At 67.4% G+C, this 16,717-nt stretch carries 18 protein-coding genes; 8 read left to right on the top strand and 10 right to left on the bottom strand.

Annotated elements, in window-relative coordinates:
- Positions 1-182 precede the first annotated feature (182 nt).
- The 3 genes from ASC66_RS18225 to ASC66_RS16480 all read left to right on the top strand — a co-directional run bounded on the left by ASC66_RS18225 (position 183) and on the right by ASC66_RS16480 (position 3,142).
- Positions 183-1,823, top strand: coding sequence for an Ig-like domain-containing protein (locus ASC66_RS18225; protein WP_055842175.1), 1,641 nt, complete (start codon positions 183-185; stop codon positions 1,821-1,823).
- An 87-nt stretch (positions 1,824-1,910) separates the two neighbouring features.
- Entirely contained in the window at positions 1,911-2,102 is a 192-nt protein-coding gene (locus tag ASC66_RS16485; RefSeq protein WP_055842172.1) for a DUF5302 domain-containing protein, read from the top strand.
- Positions 2,103-2,305: 203 nt separating this feature from the next.
- Complete coding sequence (locus tag ASC66_RS16480) at positions 2,306-3,142, top strand: hypothetical protein (RefSeq protein WP_055842170.1); 837 nt, start codon at positions 2,306-2,308, stop codon at positions 3,140-3,142.
- A gap of 49 nt (positions 3,143-3,191) precedes the next feature.
- Here the strand turns inward: ASC66_RS16480 and ASC66_RS16475 are convergent, their stop codons facing one another.
- The 3 genes from ASC66_RS16475 to ASC66_RS16465 form a co-directional block, all read right to left on the bottom strand.
- On the bottom strand, positions 3,192-3,818 hold the full coding sequence (locus ASC66_RS16475; protein WP_055842167.1) for an FMN reductase: 627 nt from the start codon (positions 3,816-3,818) through the stop codon (positions 3,192-3,194).
- A gap of 2 nt (positions 3,819-3,820) precedes the next feature.
- Complete coding sequence (locus ASC66_RS16470) at positions 3,821-4,984, bottom strand: LLM class flavin-dependent oxidoreductase (protein WP_055842164.1); 1,164 nt, start codon at positions 4,982-4,984, stop codon at positions 3,821-3,823.
- Positions 4,985-5,150: 166 nt separating this feature from the next.
- Positions 5,151-6,662, bottom strand: a complete 1,512-nt coding sequence (locus ASC66_RS16465) for an amino acid permease (RefSeq protein WP_055842161.1) — start codon at positions 6,660-6,662, stop codon at positions 5,151-5,153.
- Positions 6,663-6,800: 138 nt separating this feature from the next.
- Between ASC66_RS16465 and ASC66_RS16460 the strand changes: the two genes are divergently transcribed.
- Positions 6,801-7,220 carry a VOC family protein gene (locus ASC66_RS16460; protein ID WP_055842158.1) on the top strand — a complete coding sequence of 140 codons (420 nt, stop codon included), beginning with the start codon at positions 6,801-6,803 and terminating at the stop codon, positions 7,218-7,220.
- A gap of 1 nt (position 7,221) precedes the next feature.
- Here the strand turns inward: ASC66_RS16460 and ASC66_RS16455 are convergent, their stop codons facing one another.
- From ASC66_RS16455 to ASC66_RS16445, 3 genes are all read right to left on the bottom strand, one after another.
- A complete protein-coding gene (locus ASC66_RS16455) occupies positions 7,222-8,136 on the bottom strand; it encodes an LLM class flavin-dependent oxidoreductase (RefSeq protein ID WP_055842155.1) in 915 nt (304 codons plus the stop codon).
- A gap of 159 nt (positions 8,137-8,295) precedes the next feature.
- Positions 8,296-8,565 (bottom strand): 30S ribosomal protein S15, encoded by a 270-nt coding sequence (gene rpsO, locus ASC66_RS16450; protein WP_055842152.1) that lies wholly within the window; start codon positions 8,563-8,565, stop codon positions 8,296-8,298.
- Positions 8,566-9,145: 580 nt separating this feature from the next.
- Complete coding sequence (locus ASC66_RS16445) at positions 9,146-10,552, bottom strand: HNH endonuclease signature motif containing protein (RefSeq protein WP_055842149.1); 1,407 nt, start codon at positions 10,550-10,552, stop codon at positions 9,146-9,148.
- Positions 10,553-11,019: 467 nt separating this feature from the next.
- Between ASC66_RS16445 and ASC66_RS16440 the strand changes: the two genes are divergently transcribed.
- The gene (locus ASC66_RS16440) at positions 11,020-11,460 is read left to right on the top strand and encodes a pyridoxamine 5'-phosphate oxidase family protein (protein ID WP_055842146.1); all 441 of its coding nucleotides are present in this window, start codon (positions 11,020-11,022) and stop codon (positions 11,458-11,460) included.
- 105 nt (positions 11,461-11,565) lie between these two features.
- Positions 11,566-12,174, top strand: a complete 609-nt coding sequence (locus tag ASC66_RS16435) for a flavin reductase family protein (protein ID WP_055842143.1) — start codon at positions 11,566-11,568, stop codon at positions 12,172-12,174.
- A 146-nt stretch (positions 12,175-12,320) separates the two neighbouring features.
- Here the strand turns inward: ASC66_RS16435 and ASC66_RS16430 are convergent, their stop codons facing one another.
- Positions 12,321-13,154, bottom strand: a complete 834-nt coding sequence (locus tag ASC66_RS16430) for a CPBP family glutamic-type intramembrane protease (RefSeq protein WP_235496980.1) — start codon at positions 13,152-13,154, stop codon at positions 12,321-12,323.
- Positions 13,155-13,256: 102 nt separating this feature from the next.
- Here ASC66_RS16430 and ASC66_RS16425 point away from each other — a divergent pair, with 102 nt between their 5' ends.
- Together ASC66_RS16425 and ASC66_RS18630 are read left to right on the top strand one after the other, a co-directional pair.
- Positions 13,257-14,477, top strand: a complete 1,221-nt coding sequence (locus ASC66_RS16425) for a M4 family metallopeptidase (RefSeq protein WP_055842135.1) — start codon at positions 13,257-13,259, stop codon at positions 14,475-14,477.
- A gap of 13 nt (positions 14,478-14,490) precedes the next feature.
- Positions 14,491-14,853, top strand: coding sequence for a protealysin inhibitor emfourin (locus ASC66_RS18630; protein WP_082492441.1), 363 nt, complete (start codon positions 14,491-14,493; stop codon positions 14,851-14,853).
- Here ASC66_RS18630 and ASC66_RS16420 read toward each other — a convergent pair.
- The 3 genes from ASC66_RS16420 to ASC66_RS16410 all read right to left on the bottom strand — a co-directional run bounded on the left by ASC66_RS16420 (position 14,795) and on the right by ASC66_RS16410 (position 16,649).
- Positions 14,795-15,520 carry a lysoplasmalogenase gene (locus tag ASC66_RS16420; protein ID WP_162243522.1) on the bottom strand — a complete coding sequence of 242 codons (726 nt, stop codon included), beginning with the start codon at positions 15,518-15,520 and terminating at the stop codon, positions 14,795-14,797. The genes ASC66_RS18630 and ASC66_RS16420 overlap by 59 nt on opposite strands.
- Positions 15,521-15,579: 59 nt before the next feature.
- Positions 15,580-16,143: an adenine phosphoribosyltransferase gene (locus ASC66_RS16415; RefSeq protein ID WP_055842129.1), complete on the bottom strand. Its 564-nt coding sequence runs from the start codon at positions 16,141-16,143 to the stop codon at positions 15,580-15,582.
- Positions 16,144-16,274: 131 nt separating this feature from the next.
- Positions 16,275-16,649, bottom strand: coding sequence for an FKBP-type peptidyl-prolyl cis-trans isomerase (locus ASC66_RS16410; protein ID WP_055842126.1), 375 nt, complete (start codon positions 16,647-16,649; stop codon positions 16,275-16,277).
- Positions 16,650-16,717: the final 68 nt, after the last annotated feature.

Genomic DNA, 16,717 nt, shown 5'->3' with positions numbered 1-16,717 from the left:
GCTGCGCCAGAACTCCGCCGTACGCGTTGCGGCGCGCAACGGATCTTCCGACGTCGCGTCATGAAGCACTCGTTGGCGCGTCTCCACAGTGAAGACACCGAGAGCGAAGACACCGAGACGCTTACCCCGTTCCGGTGCCGAGCTCGCCCGATTCAACTTGTCCCTTGTCAAAGGAGAACCCGATGCTCCCGTCCCCGTCCACCCCCAGCGCGGGCCGGCGCCGCCGCGCCGGTTCCGCCCGCGTGTCCGTTGCACTCGCCGCGCTCATCGGCCTGGTGCCCGCGATCGCCGTCGCCGGCAGCGCCCAGGCCGCCGAGCTCGATGCGATCAGCAGCGTCAGTATTGAGAGTCACGATACGACTGTCGCCCTGAAGGTCTGGGAGCAGTTCACCGTGAACGCCGAGTGGAGCGCCCCGCCGGGCGCCCAGCGGGGCGACACCTTCAGCCTGGCCTTCCCCGGCCCGGTGATCGGCTTCGAATCGACCTTCGATCTGCTGGACGAGGATGAGATCGCGGTCGGCAGCTGCGTCGTCGGCCAGAACTCCTTCACCTGCACGCTCAACGACTACGTGGAGACCCACCGCGACGTCGCCGGCTCGTTGTACTTCTTCGCCCAGTCATCAGAGGAGGACTCCTCCGGCAGCCTCACCTTCGTCTCCGGAACCGGGGTGACGATCCCGGTCAGCGTGCCCGGAGGCGGGATCGTAGTCGGCGAGCCGGGAACGGCGCCGACGGAGCCCGTCAAATGGGGCTGGTTGAACAGCGATGGGGTCAGCCTGACCTGGCAGATCTTCATCCCGGCCGAGGACCTGCGCGGTGACGGCACCGAACCCGTCGTGCTCACCGACAGCTACGATCCACGCCTGCGCTTCGATGCCGACTCGTTCCGGGCATCGTGGATCCTCGCGTCCGAGTGGAACAGCCCGCACTACACCGAGCTCTCCCCCGGTCCAGGCGGGTACACGCTGATCGATGACCCCGCCAACAACTCGTTCACCTTCACCGTGAACAGTCCCGTCTTCGACGCCGAGCGGATGTACGCGTTCAGCTACACGACGACGCTTCCGGATGACGCGAAGTCCGGTGACGTCTTCGAGAACAGCCTCACGGCGAACGATGCGCAGCTCCAGTCGTGGCCGGTCGAGTTCGTGAAGGCCGGCGGCGACGGCGGAGGAACGCCGATCCCCGACCTGGGCGGCTTCACCGTGAGCAAGACCGTGAACGGGGCCGCCGCGGCATCCGTTGACGCGTCGACGGGGTACATCGTCGACTACCGCTACACGCTCGACGGGGAGATCGTGACTGGCTCTCTGACGGTGCGGGCGGGCGGGCGCGCCGGAGTCTCGGAACTGCCGGACGGAACCGTCGTCACGCTGAGCGAGCGCGAGCCGGCGGCGCAGGCCGGAGTCGTCTGGGGAGCCCCGATCTTCGGCGGCAGCGACGTGAGTGTGCTGGGCGCATCGGCGACGCTCACGATCGCGGCCGGGTCGACCGTCGAGGTCAGCCTGCAGAACAGTGCGGGCGCGGCCGTCACGCCGACTCCGACTCCGACTCCGACTCCGACTCCGACTCCGACTCCCGAGGAGACGATCCCACCGGCGACCACGCCGCCCACCGCCCCGCCCACGACAGTGCCGCCCGTCACGCCGACGACGCCCACGCCGGCCGGTTCCCCGGCGGGACCGACCACGTCGCCCACGCCCGCCACGACCGCGCTGGCCAGCACGGGCAGCGATCCGGCGCCCCTCGCGGGGGCCGTCCTCGCCCTGTTGCTACTCGGCAGCGTGATGATCGCCGCCGCCAGACGGTCTGCCCGGCAGTGATGGCCGCGGAACGGCAGCCGGGTCACTGCGCGGTGCGCCAGCGGCCGAATGGGGCCAACGCGCACGAGTGCGTGGCAGACTGAGCACATGAGTTCCGAAGAACAGAACGCCACCAGCGCGGCAGAAGAGACCAAGCGCAAGTTCCGTGAGGCGTTGGAGCGCAAGCAGAAGGCGGCCAGCCGGGGTAAGGGCGAGTCCCACCTCGACGGTCAGGGTGCGGCAAACCGCAGCCAGGGCCCGGCCTCCCACCAGCGCGAATTCCGCCGCAAGAGCGGCTGATCCAGCCTCACATCACGACAACGATGCCCCGCCCTCGATCTCGAGGGCGGGGCATCGTGCATTCGGCTCGCTGAGCAGCGGGCGGCGGCCCTTGGACAGGATCGGGGACACCCCCGGTCCCTGGCTGGAGCGCGCGCACTACGCTGTGGGCGACAGCGCATCAGCACCGCTTGAACGGGCGGCTGCTGAGAATCGAGGTTCACATGCTCACCCGGACCCTCATCGCAATGTGGGCAGGATTCGCGGTAGCGCTCACGTCCGTGTCGGCACCGGCTTGGGGCACGACGGAGCGGTGCGCCGAGCTTTCTTTCGCAGACTACACGGGCGATTTTCCTGCAGGCCAGGATCCGGATTTCATCACATGTAGCACCGGTGACGACTACGTCTACGTCGAGAACAACACCGATGTCGCCTGGCGCGTCTACGCGCCGCCGGGGACAAGCTACGAAACGACGATTCCCGATTGGACCGACGAGAGCCCGGTGCAGGAGCTCTTCCGACTCGGGGTCGCTGAGATTGAGTCCAACACCGTGCTCGTCGCCCCGCATTCAGCATTGGCGGTCAAGCCCGTCCTCTACGGGTGGTCCTTCGCCCCCGATGTCTTGCTGACGGTCGCATACTGGCGAGCCGACGTCATCGCGAAGAGCGTAGAGGACGCCGCAGGCTCGGTGGTGTTGGGATTCCTGCGCACAACCGTACTGAAGCTCTGCACGACCGCCGTCTACGAAGCGTCCATGCTTGCCGAAGATGCCTCCGAGCTGCTCGGCACCGATGACGTCCTTGACCTGGCGAAACAGGGAGTCTCGACCGTCAAGGGCGCACAGGGAGTCGCCAATTCGTGGAAGTCCTGCAAGGAAGCGTGGAAGAACTGGCGAGCAGAAGTGAAGGCGACCAGCACGGCGACGGGCCTGGCCCTTCCCGCCACGACGCTCGAGAAGTCCCTCGCGCGCAAGAAGCTCAACCGGGTCGGCAATGTCACGCTCGGAGCCTCCGACGACGCTTGGCGCCTCGCTCGCCAGCTGCTGTCCGCAGTTCGGTGAGCGGGGCGCCAGATCGAGACCGCGTTGGCGGCAACGGATCCCGTGGTGTCTAGCTGGGTTGGAAGCCACCCACTCCGCTCATCACCGAGTCGAACCCGAACGGGTCGCGGATCTGCGAGGAGCGGTCGGAGTCGTGCATCAGCGCGGCCAGCTCGCCGGCCGCCCGCTCGATGCGGTTCGGCAGCGTCTTGACCGAGTCTGCGCTCTCGCCCCAGTCACCCGTGGCGGCGAACACACCGGTCGTGGCAACGTTCGCGTGCAGATAGGTGAACATCGGGCGCAGCGCGTAGTCGAGGGCGAGCGAGTGCCGCGGCGTGCCGGCGGTCGCACCGATGACCACGGGCATGTCGGTGAGGGACTGGTTGTCGATCACGTCGAAGAACGATTTGAACAGCCCGCTGTAGCTGGTCGTGAAGATCGGCGTCACGGCGATAAGGCCGTCGGCGCCGGTGACGGCGTCGATCACGGCCTCGAGCTTGGGGCTCGGGAAGCCGGTGAGCATGTTGTTCATGATGTCGCTCGCGACATCACGCAGCTCGACCGTGGTCACCTCCACCTCGAAGCCCTGCTCACGCAGGCGCGAGCTCGTTGCCGCTGCGAGGTGGTCTGCGAGCATGCGCGTCGACGACGGCTGGCTGAGGCCGGCCGAGATGACGGCCAGTTTACGAACGGTCATGACTAGGCTCCCGTCGAGGTTGTGGTGGAGGCGCCGAGGCCGAATGCGGCTCCGGAGGCGGCCGGCACGGCATCCGGTGCCGCGCTGTTGGCTGCATTCTTGGTGGCCAGCAGCGAGGCGTGGGTCGGAGCGTCTGGCACTCCCGGCGCACGGCGGGCAGCGAACTCGGCACGCAGCACGGGCAACACCTCACTGCCGAGCAGGTCGAGCTGTTCGAGCACGGTCTTCAGCGGCAGTCCGGCGTGGTCCATCAGGAACAGCTGGCGCTGGTAGTCGCCCACGTAGTCGCGGAAGCCCAGCGTCTTGTCGATGATCTCCTGCGGGCTGCCGACGGCCAGAGGCGTCTGGCTGGTGAACTCTTCGAGGCTCGGGCCGTGACCGTAGACCGGCGCGTTGTCGAAGTAGGGGCGGAAGGCCGACTTGGCCTCCTGCGAGGTCTTGCCGATAAAGATCTGACCGCCGAGACCGACGATCGCCTGGTCGGCGGTGCCGTGGCCGTGGTGTTCGAAGCGCTGGCGGTAGAACGCCACCATCTTCTGCGTGTGGGATGCCGGCCAGAAGATGTGGTTGGCGAAGAAGCCGTCGCCGTAGAAGGCGGCCTGCTCGGCGATCTCGGGGCTGCGGATCGAGCCGTGCCAGACGAACGGTGGCACGTCATCCAGCGGGCGCGGCGTGGACTGGAACCCCTGCAGCGGGGTACGGAACTGGCCGCTCCAGTCGACGAAGTCCTCGCGCCAGAGCCGGCGCAGCAGCGCGTAGTTCTCGAGCGCGAGTTCGATGCCCTGACGGATGTCCTTGCCGAACCACGGGTAGACCGGGCCGGTGTTGCCACGGCCGAGCGTGAGGTCGACGCGACCGTCGGCCAGGTGCTGCAGCATCGCGAAGTCTTCCGCGATCTTCACCGGGTCGTTCGTGGTGATCAGGGTGGTCGCGGTCGAGAGCGTCAGGGTCGTGGTCTGCGCGGCAATCGAGGCCAATGTGGTGGTCGGCGAGGAGGAGTAGAAGGGCGGGTTGTGGTGCTCGCCGAGAGCGAAGACGTCGAGTCCGACTTCTTCGGCGTGCTTGGCGATGGCGACGGTCGCCTTGATGCGCTCGTTCTCACTCGCGGTCTTGCCCGTTGTGGGGTCCTGGGTGATGTCACTGACGGTGAAGAGTCCGAACTGCATGGCGAACGCCCGCTCCTTCTCTCGCGTGGTGCGAGTACAAATCGATCCATGCGTTTGCATGTAGTTGAGATAACGGATGCCGGCGCCGCGGTATTCCCGCGCGCCGGCATCCGTTTCTCAACGGCCCAATGGCGGCCGGAAATACTGCCCCGGCCGCGCTCAGACACTACTCGCTCGCGCGTTGCTGCGTGGCCGCGGCCTTCTCGGCTGCCTGCTGCTTGCCGAGCAGGGAATGCCGCTTGCTGTAACCGAAGTAGACGATGAGGCCGAGGGCGAGCCAGACGAGGAAACGCACCCAGGTGAGCGTCGTCAGGTTGAGCATCAGCCAGACGCAGAGCACGGCGGAGAGGATCGGAAGCACGGGCGACCACGGCACCTTGTATGCGCGCGGCAGATCGGGGCGCTTCTTGCGCAGCACCACGACGGCGATGCTCACCAGCACGAAGGCGGAGAGCGTTCCGATGTTGATCATCTCCTCGAGCACCGACACGTCGGTGAGCCCGGCCAGAAGCGCGACCATCGCTCCGACGAGGATCTGCACACGGGCCGGGGTGTGGCGCTTGTCGGAGGTGCGGCTCATCCATTGCGGCAGCAGTCCGTCGCGGCTCATGGCGAAGAGCACGCGGGCCAGGCCGAGCAACAGCACCATGATCACCGTGGTGAGGCCGGCGAGGATGCCGATGGAGATGACCTGGGCCGCCCACCCGGCGCCGACCGCGACGAAGGCGGTCGCGAGGCTGGGGTCGTCGGCATCCGCGAGCACCGTGTACGGAACCATCCCGGTCAGCACGAGGCTGACACCGATGTAGAGCACGCTGACGATGGCGAGGCCGCCGAAGATGCCGCGCGGCAGGGTGCGCTGCGGGTTCTTCACCTCCTCGGCCGAGGTGGCGACGACGTCGAAACCGATGAAGGCGAAGAACACGATGGATGCCCCGGCGAGGAGCCCGAAGATTCCGTACTGGGCGGGGGCGGCCCCGGTCATGAACGAGAACAGCGACTGTGCCCAGGCGTCACCCTCCCCCGGCGCGCTCGGCACGCTCGGCGGGATGAACGGGGTGTAGTTGGCGGGGTTGATGAAGAAGGCTCCGACCACGATGACGAAGAGCACGATCGCGACCTTGATGATCGTGAACACCGCACCGACGCGCGAGCTGAGCTTGGTTCCGAGCACGAGCAAGGCGGTGAAGATCGCCACGATGATGAACGCGCCCCAGCTGACGTCGAGGCCGAGCACGGGGATCGTCGACGGAACGTCCCAGTTCCAGAGTTCGAACACGTTGCTGAGGTAGATGCCCCAGTACTTGGCGATCACAGCCCCGGCGGTGAGCATCTCGAGGATCAGATCCCATCCGATGATCCAGGCCAGCAGCTCGCCGAGCGTCGCATAGGTGTAGGTGTATGCCGATCCCGCGACGGGGATCGTGGAGGCGAATTCGGCGTAGCACATGATCGCGAGGGCGCACGTGATCGCGGCGAGCACGAAGGCGACGGTCACGGAGGGCCCGGCGTACTGGCCCGCCGCTTTGGCGCCGACCGAGAAGATTCCCGCGCCGACCGCGACGGCCACACCCATGATCATCAGGTCGAACGTTCCCAGCGAGCGTTTGAGGCTGCGATGCTCGAGGTGGGAGTCGGCCAGCGAGGCCTCGATGCTCTTGGTGCGCCATATGGACATAGACCTGAGAATATCTTGACTCTCCCGCCGCGGTCGACAGACGGGGGCTTGCGGATGCCGCGGCCGCAGTGCAGCGTTGAGTCTGTTTCGACTCGCCTGCTCCCACGCAGGCGACTCCATGAGAAAGCGAGCCAAGCAATGCCCAGCATGATCTTCGTGAACCTGGCCGTTGACGACCTGCAGCGATCGCGCGACTTCTACAGCGCGCTCGGCTACGGCATCAACGAGAACTTTTCCGATGAGAACGCAATCTGCGTGGTGATCAGTGATGCCATCTACGCGATGCTGCTCAAGCCGGACTTCTTCAAGACGTTCACGACGAAGGAGCTCATCGATGCGCAGAACAGCGTGCAGGTGCTGAACGCGCTCGACGAACCCAGCCGCGCCGAGGTCGATGCCCACGTCGACAAGGCGGTCGCCGCAGGCGGCACCGAAACGCGCGACGCGCAGGACATGGGCTTCATGTACAGCCGCGCGTACGCCGACCCGGACGGCCACATCTGGGAGATCATGTGGATGGACGAGCAGGCTGCCCAGGAGGGTCCGCCCGCCGAGTAACTCAGCGCAGCGTGGGCAGCCGCGCGGCGGCTTCTTCCAGCACGCTCTCCGAGCCCGCGTAGATGCCGTCCGCGCGGGGCCAGTGCACCATCACGTCTGTGAAGCCGAGCTCGGCCGCCCGGCCGACGCTGTCCTCGAAGCTGCCGATGCTCTCCAGCGCGAAGTGGCCACCGGAATCGAGCGACAGGCTGCGGTCGAAGCCGCTCGCGTCGATGCCGGCCGCCTCGCACGCCTCGGTCATGCGCTCGCTCAGCGCGGCGACACCCTGCCACCACTCCTCGCCGACCAGACCGTCGGGCCCGGTCGTGACCCAGCCCTGGCCGAGGCGGGCCGCAAGCCGCATGCTGCGCGGCCCATTCGCGGCCATCAGGAACGGCATCCGTGGCCGTTGCGTCGGCTCCCCCACCATGCGAGCGCCATGCGCCGTGTACCACTCGTCGGAGAACGAGATTCCGTCCGGTGCGCCAGTCTCGGCCGGCGCCTCCCCCGGGCCAGATTCGCCGCGCAGCAACAGGTCGAGGCCCTCGGCGAACGCGGCGAAGCGGTCGAACCGTTGGCGCGGCGTGAACGTTTCCTGACCGAGCACGAACGCGTCGAAGCCCGTCCCACCGGAGCCGAGGCCGAGCGTGAAGCGCCCTCCGGAGATCTGGTCCAGCGTCGCCAGGTCTTTGGCGAAGGGCACCGGATGCCGGAAATTCGGCGAGGCGACGAAGGTGCCGAGCCGGATCGTCTCCGTCACCATCGCAGCAGCCGTCAGCGTCGGCACGGTCGCATGCCACGGTTCATCGGCAAGGCTGCGCCACGACAGGTGGTCATAGGTCCAGGCGTGGTCGAAGCCGAGCTGTTCCGCACCGCGCCAGTAGCGGGCGGCATCCGGCCAGTCGTGCTGGGGAAGGATCACAATTCCAAAGCGCATGAGGCGAGCCTACGGGGGCGAGCGCACAGCGACCGTCGAGATACACGGCGTTGCGCAGCGGTGCCGTGCAACGCACACAAAACGGGCCGCCACCCGAAGGTGACGGCCCGTTTCGTAAGAAGTTCGCGTATCAGCGAAGATCCACCGTTTCGGCTGCGACTAGCGGCGCAGTCCGAGACGCTCGATGAGCGAGCGGTAACGGTTGATGTCGACGTCGGAGAGGTATCCGAGCAGACGACGACGCTGGCCGACCAGGAGAAGCAGTCCACGACGCGAGTGGTGGTCGTGCTTGTGCTCCTTGAGGTGCTCCGTGAGGTCCTTGATGCGACGCGTCAGCATCGCAACCTGAACCTCGGGGGATCCGGTGTCACCGGGGTGGGTCGCGTACTCTTCGATGATCGCCTTCTTGACATCTGCTTCGAGTGCCATAAATTGATCCCCTTTTCTCTCATTGCGCGGTGCCCGGGGCAGGATGCCTGGGCTCTCTTTATCCGCGGCCGTTCAGACGGCAACCTCAAGAGTTTAGCAGAGTAATGCGCGACTCGAAGCGCTGCGCACGCCTCCACGCCGGCTCAAGGGAGCGCCGCGGATGACTGGGCTGCGGTGTCGGCGGATCCGCTCGGGACCTCGTAGATTTCCACGCTGGCTTGAGGGAGCGCCAGCGACCGAAGCCCTGAGCGCCTGACCGGATCGGGTCGCCCGGGTCTCGATACGGCCGCGGCCGGCCTACTCGACCAGCGTGGGTGTCGCGGCTGCAGTTCGACCAGCGTGGGTGTCGTGGCTGCAGTGTCGGGCACGCGCTCGGGGCTTCGCGTGCGTCGCTGCTCCTTCATCGCGGCGCCGCTCGCTCGAGCCAGCGTGCTTTCTCACGCTGGCTTGAGGGAGCGCCAGTGACCGAAGCCCTGAGCGTCTGACCGGATCGGGTCGCCCGCCGCAGCACCAGCATCGGTTGCGGTTCCTGAGGTTGCCTGGGTGGGGGCTGCCGCCTTTCGCGAGGCTTCGCCTCGCGCTACTCGACTAGCAGCGCAGAGAGCTGCAGGAGGTCGGCTTGTTGGGTGCGGGACTTCGTCGACCTGCGCCACGGGGTGTCGGCGTCGGAGCGGCCGCCGCGGAGCCAGGGCGGCGGTTTCACATACGGGACGCCGCCGATCATCATGATCTGCCACCCGCTGGTCTCGATCGTGTGGTGGTGGAACCAACAGAGGAGGACACCGTTGCACGTTTCCGTTTCGCCACCAATCTGGTGTTCCTTGACGTGGTGGATCTCGCTCCACGCGGCCGGGATGGAACAGCCCGGGATGATGCAACCGCCGTCGCGGAGGCTGATCGCCCGCCGCTGCGTGGCGTTGAAGAGACGGTCATTGTTGCCGATCGCATTGATGGTGCCATCCGGGCCGATCACCACGTGTTGTTGCCCGCCGGCGCAGATGAACTGCTCCACCGCCCGCATCGAGATCGGCGCCTCGCAGCCCTCAATGAACCCAGACACGGTGCCGGCATCCAGGTCGACCTGCCGGACCGAGACCAGCACGGTCGGCGCCGCCCCACCGATGCTGGGACTGTCCGCACTGCGGGCGGCCCCGTCGATGAGACTGGCGAAGACGTCGTGCCGGGCCTGCGCGGTCGCCCGCGGGTCCTTGGGTTGCTCCGGGTCGGCATCGTTGAAGGAGGGTTTGCTGCGCGGGTTCAGATACGCGTTCATCAACGTTTCGAACTTCGCGTCAATCTCCGGCAGCAACGTCATCTTCCGGTGCACCACCCCGTCCCGGGTAAACCCGGCACTGATACCCCGCGCCTGCATCGCCCGCTCTTCGGCCGGGACCACCCCGTCCTCATCGAGGACACTCTCCCAGACGTGGGCCTGGCCGCGGACCTCGTCGGCGGCGAACGGCAACGGCGACTCCACGGTCGGCCCCGTGGCGGCGGCGACGAGGGCGGTTTCGGCGTGTTCGACGTTCAAGTCACCGACTCGGCCCCGGATCGGTTCCAGGGTGCCGATGATCGCGGTCGCACTGTCGTAGCCGAGCGTGCCGGTACCGAGGGCCTCGGCGACGTGGTCGAAGCGGGCCGGCATCCTCTCCCCGCTGAGCGCCATCCGCGGCCGGGTGGCTTCGCCGAGCCGCATCCGCTGCGTCAGCGTGCGCTCCGAGGCCAGCGTGATGCGGGCGAGGAGCTCGACACCGTTCCGGCAGCCCCTCTTCGCCGAGAGCCGGTCCTCGCCGAGCTCGGGCCGGGAGTGGAACGCCACCTCACCGGCGGCCCGGACGCGGAGGGCGTCGGCGAGGCGGCCGACGGCTTCGGCGGAGGCGGTGAACTCCAACAGGGCGTCGGGGTGGAACAAACGTTCGTCGGAACCGGCGAGGGCATCCAGCAGCAGTTGCTGTGCTTCTGCGAGTGACTCCGTTGGGGTTCCCATGGGTCCAATTTTACCCCGACAAGGCAGGTTCACCTAGGAAAAAGGCCTGATGTGGATAAGTTTCCGGGAATCGGTGCCTGTGGAGGAGAGGTGGTCGCGAAGTGAAGCCGCACCAGCATCGGTGGCGGTTCCCGGGGTTGCCGAAGGAAGGGCTGCCGCCTTTCGCGACGCTGCGCGTCGCGCCACTCGACCAGCGGGATGGGGCGAGAGTCGGGTGGTTTCGACAGGCTCAACCAGCAGGGGTTTCGACAGGCTCAACCAGCGCGACGCAGAGCCTCGCGAAAGGCGGCAGCCCAGTCAGGCAACCTCAGGAATCGCGAGCGATGCCGACGGGTTCGACAGGCTCGACCAGCGGGACGGGGCGGTTTCGCGGGGTTTCGACAAGCTCAACCAGCTGAGTCTCGCCGGGGCCATTCGTGGCCAGATTGGGCGGTGCGGATTCGGCCTCCGCGTGTCAGGATGAGGTCATGGACACCGGTGGATCACCGCTCATCACACTCTCGCCCGACGAATGTTGGGAGCTCCTGCTCTCCGAGAGCCTCGGCAGGCTGGCATTGACCGTCCGTGGCGTGATCGACATCTACCCCGTCAACTACGTTGCGCACGACGGTGTGCTCACGATTCGTACCTCCGAGGGCACCAAGCTGCTCGAACTCACGATCAACGACCACGTCGCCTTCGAGATCGATGGCGTGGGGCGTGAACAGGGTTGGAGCGTCGTCGTCAAGGGCACCGCTCGCATTCTGCAGACGGCCGCCGAGATCGAGGCCGCGGAACAACTCGTGCTGCAGCCGCTTGTTCCGACCGAGAAGCATGTCTGGGTTCGAATCGACCCTGTCGAGATCACCGGTCGACGCTTCGAGCTGGGCCCGGCTCCCGACGACACCCGCAGCTTCACCGACGTCTAGCGCTCCGGCATCTGGGCAGCTGTTTAGAGGGCGACTTGCGGCCCTTCGTTACACGGATGCCGCGAGCTGGCCCGTGCCAGCGGTCACAGCTGCTTGACTGGGCGCATGCCGACGCACTTCTATCGCCCAGCCGAGGGACACCGCCTGGCGCACGATCCACTCAACGCCATCATCGCGCCGCGACCGATCGGCTGGATCGGCACCCTCTCCCCCAGCGGTGTGCGCAATCTCGCGCCGTACAGCTTCTTCAACGTCTTCTCGTACACGCCGCCGCTCGTCGGCTTCTCGAGCACGAGCCTCAAACACAGCGCCCGCAACGCCGAGCTGAGTGGCGAGTTCACGTGGAACCTCGTTACCCGTGTGCTCGCGGAGCAGATGAACGCCACGTCAACAACGGGCGAGGTGGATGAGTTCGAGGCCGCGGGGCTGGATGCCGCGGCATCCCTGGAGATCGAGGCACCGCGCGTCGCCGCTTCCCCGGTGAGCTTCGAGTGTCGGGTCAGCCAGATCGTGCCGCTCCGCGGCGCCGACGGGCGCGAATCGCCGGGTGTTCTCACGATCGGCGAGGTCGTCGGCGTGCACATCGACGAGGCTCTGCTGCAGGACGGCGTCTACCAGACCGCGCTCGCTTACCCCGTGCTGCGCGGGGGCGGCCCGACCGCCTACTTCGAGTTGCTGGCCGACGGTCGCTTCGACATGCGCCGACCGGACTGATCGTCAGAGCGCGTTTCGACAGGCTCAACCAACGGAGCGGGTTTCGACAAGCTCAACCAACGGGAGCGGGTTTCGACAGGCTCAACCAACGGGAGCGGGTTTCGACAGGCTCAACCAACGGGAGCGGCTCAACCAGCGGGAGCGGCTCACCCGGCGGCGCCGAACCACTCCGGGTTGTGGGCGTAGACGATCACGAGGAACACCACGAGGTCGAACAACAGGTGCACGGTCACCACATAGCTGAGCGAACGCGTCATGCGGAAGATCGCCCCCTGCACGAGCGCGAACGGGATGGTGAGCAGCGGGCCCCAGCTCTGGTAGCCGAGCTCCCAGAGGAACGACACGAACACGGTCGCCTGCAGCAGGTTCGCCAGCCACACCGGGAAGTGCCGGCATAGCAGCGTGAACACCGTGCAGATGAAGAACAGCTCGTCCCAGATGCCGACGGCGTTGACCCCGATGAACAGCCGGATGACGGCATCCGGCTCGTGCACGGCCGGCCAGTTCTGGTAGGCACCGCTTGAGATGAAGTAGAACGGCAACAGCACGATCGCCATCACCACGACGGCACCGATGTAGATCCATTGCGCACGCGTCCAGCGGCCGCGCCCCCGCCAGGGGAAGGCGATGACGCGCTCACGGAAAACGAAACGGTGGATGAGGAACGGCACCGCCACGGCAGATGAGAGCACGACGGCGAACAACACCATGTTGGGGTAGTCGATGTTGGCTTCGAGCGAGATCGTGCTGATGATCACGAGGCCGACGGCGATGAGCAGCAGGTCGCGGAAGAGTTGGCGGTCGACGAACCATCCCACTCCCAGACCGAGCAGCAGCACGGCGTATCCTGCGAGTGCGATCTGCACGCCGAACAGCAGCACGGCGGATCCGCAGACGAGGATGGCGGGCAGCAGCTTCCACGAGAGCGCAGCGCGCACATCGCCGCCGGACGGTGACGGGGCGACGGATGCAGGCTGCACGCGTTCAGCATTGCACACGGTCGGCGCGGCCGGCATCCGCCCCGCCAGAGGCGACGCTGCGAGGCACTACCCCGGGTCGGTGCGCGGCGCTATGCTCACCGCATGGCGCACAACTCACCGCAGTGTTTCATCGTTCCGCCCTATCTCCTCGAGGCGGTCGCCCGGGCCGGCGACGAACGATTCCCCGTGGCCGCGGAGGCGGCCAGAAGCTCGCTGGCCCGCGATGAACCGCTGCGGCAGTGGCGAGCGGACCCCGAAGCGGAGCTGCCGGGCGGCACCGAACTTCTCGCTCCGATCGCCGCGACCGGACTCGTGGAGCAGACTCGCGGGCTTCGCGAGACACTCTCAGAGACGATCGGCGAGACCGTCGGCGAGACGCCGGGCAGCCCCCGCCGCTTCATCGCCGACGCCCGCGGCACGACGCGACTCCCCGGCGTGCTCGTGCGCGAGGAGGGACAGCCGCCGACCGCCGACCAGAGCGTGAACGAGGCCTATGACGGGCTCGGCAGCACCTATGAACTGTTCTGGGAGGCGTTTCAGCGCGACTCCATCGACGGCGCGAATCTGCCGCTGGACGCCACCGTCCACTACGGCCGCGACTACGACAACGCGTTCTGGAACGGGGAGCGCATGGTCTTCGGCGACGGGGACGGCGAGGTGTTCCATGACTTCACCTCCTCGCTCAGCGTGGTCGGGCACGAGCTGACCCACGGCGTGACCGAGCACACCGCCGGGCTGCGCTACCAGGGCCAGTCTGGGGCCCTCAACGAGCATGTCTCCGATGTCTTCGGTGCCCTGACGGAGCAGTTCGCACACGGTCAGAGTGCCGCACAGGCGAGCTGGCTGATCGGCGCTGAGATCTTCACCGACGCCGTGCAGGGGCGGGCGCTGCGCGACATGCTCCACCCCGGCACCGCCTACGACGACGATGTGCTCGGGCGCGACCCGCAGCCGGCGCACATGCGCGACTACATCGTCACCGAGGAGGACAACGGCGGCGTGCACCTCAACTCGGGCATCCCGAACCGGGCATTCGCCCTCACAGCACTCGCGATCGGCGGTGACGCGTGGGAGCGGGCCGGGCGCATCTGGTACGACGCTCTGACCAGCGGCGACCTGACACCGGATGCCGACTTCGCCCGCTTCGCCGAGGTCACCCTCGCGGCGGCGGAGTCCCTCTACGGCCGGGGCTCGGCGGAGTGGCGTGCGGTCGCGGAAGGCTGGCGCACCGTCGGGATTCCGGCGGACGAGGCGCCGGCCGACGGAGCACCAGCCGGCGGGCCTGGCGCAGCCACAGGGGCAGCCACAGGGGCAGTAGCGTGAGGAGGGCAGGGAAGTGAAGGTGATCGTCTCGCGGAGCGGTGGCTTCGCCGGCATCCGACTCACCTGGCAGGTGCAGTTGGATGAGCGGCCGGACGCCGAGGAGTGGCTGGCGCTGATCGCCGAGCTACCGTGGAGTGAGGTCAGACCGGCACCGCCGGAGCCGGACCGATACATCTACAGCATCCGCTGCGCTCAGCGCAGTGCGACGCTCAGCGAACCGCAACTCGAGGGGCCGTGGCGTGAACTCGTCACCCGGGTGCAGTTGAACGCGAAGCCGGAGCCCGCGCGCCGATTCCCCACTTCTGACGGGAGCGGCCCTACAGGACCTGCTGCTGAAGGGCCCGGCCCCGATGACCCTCGCGCTGGAGGGCGATGACGCCCCAGGCGATCAGGCCCTGACCGCCGAGGTAGGTGATCATGATCAGGAAGCCCGATTGCCAGAGATCAAGGCCCGGCAGGAATCGGTCGCTGCCGAGGAGCGTGTCGGAGATCAGGAAGAGCGCACCGCCGATGGCGATCGGCATGGTGCCCCGAGTGGCGAAGGCCGCCATGGCGCCGAGCACGGCGCCGTAGGCGGCGACCGGGACCAGCAGTGCGCCCAGCCACGGGCCGAGCAGGGCCACGAAAGCCAGCCACCAGAGCACGTAGACGAGCGCGATCGGGCGCGGCCTGCGGTAGCCGAGGCCACGCACGAAGAGCGCGAGATAGGCGATGTGCGCCAGGAGGAAGAAGCTCAGCCCGAGCACGAAGAACCAGTCGCTCGCGTAGAGCGGGGTGATGTCGCCGAACCACGACAGGGTGATCGCCGCCAGTAACAGCGCCGTCGCGCTCGAGCGCCTGGCAGGGGTCGAGGCGATCACCGCCAGCGCGAGCGCGGGCATGAGCATCCACTTCGAGATGGTGGTCAGAGCCTGGAGCTCTGCAAGCTGGAACACCAGATGCAGCACGGACACCACGACGAACGGTGCGAAAGAACGGCGGGGGCCGAGCGTCTTCGCGGCTGTGGGCTCGAGCGCGGCGTGGGGAATCGACATCGGTGTCATCTGCTCATTCTGCCGAGTGCGGGCGGCCCGCCCGTTGCGGTGGGCCGCGACGCGCCGGATCATTCGGCCAGCAGCACCTCGGTGTCGTATCCGGCGAGCTTCGCGCGCCCCTCCAGCTCGGCGAGCTCGAACAGCACGCCGATGCCGGCGACCGTGTAGCCAGCACGCTCGATGAGGCTCGCGGCGGCACGCAGCGTTCCACCCGTTGCCAGGATGTCGTCGAGCACGAGCACCCGGGCGCCCGGTGCGAGCTGATTCGGCTCGAGCTCAAGAGTGGCGGTGCCGTACTCGAGGTCGTAGCTCTCGGCGATCACCTCGCCGGGCAGCTTGCCTGCCTTGCGCACGACGAGCAGGCCGGTGCCCGTGGCGTATGCCGCGGCGGCGGCCAGTACGAAGCCGCGGGCCTCGACACCGGCGACGGCGTCGAAACGGCCGGCGAAGCGAGTGACGATCTCGTCCACGATCACGCGGAACGCCGGGCCGTCGGCGAAGACCGGTGCGACATCGCGGAACAGGATTCCCGGCTTCGGGAAGTCGGGAATCTCGGTCAGCAGGCGCTTGAGCTCGCCCGACGCGGTCGGTGTGGCGGGTGGCGTGCTGGGGGCGGCGTTTTCGGAGGTCACCTCTTAACGCTAGACGACGGATGCCGCGGCACCCGCCACGCTGACGCACATCCGCACAAACGTCGCCGAAACGCACAACGGCCCCGATCCGCGCGAGCGGGGATCGGGGCCGTTGTCGAGAGCGGCGCTGCTTAGCTGACGCCGAGCAGGTCGATCACGAAGATCAGGGTCTTGCCGGAGAGCTGGTGTCCTCCGCCGACGGGGCCGTATGCCTGGTGCGGCGGGACGACGAGCTTGCGACGGCCGCCGACCTTCATACCGGGAATGCCTTCCTGCCAGCCGGCGATCAGACGGTTCAGCGGGAAGTTGATCGACTGGCCGCGACCCCAGGAGGAGTCGAACTCGTCGCCGGACTCGTACTCGACGCCGAGGTAGTGCACGTCGACGGTGGCGCCGGGGGTGGCCTCCGCGCCGTCGCCGATGACGATGTCTTCGATAACGAGAACCTCGGGGGCGGGACCCTCAGGGAATTCGATCTCTGGCTTGCTGTTGGTGGATTCAGTCATGCAACCATCCAAGCCGATTCCGGGCGACTTTGCACGCCGGCTGCGTGCGGGCCGTGAATTTCGGGGTA

The organism is Leifsonia sp. Root4, from assembly GCF_001425085.1.
GTDB lineage: Bacteria > Actinomycetota > Actinomycetes > Actinomycetales > Microbacteriaceae > Microterricola.
Note: the sequence above shows the minus strand (reverse complement) of the source record. Positions and strands in the feature narration are given on the sequence as shown.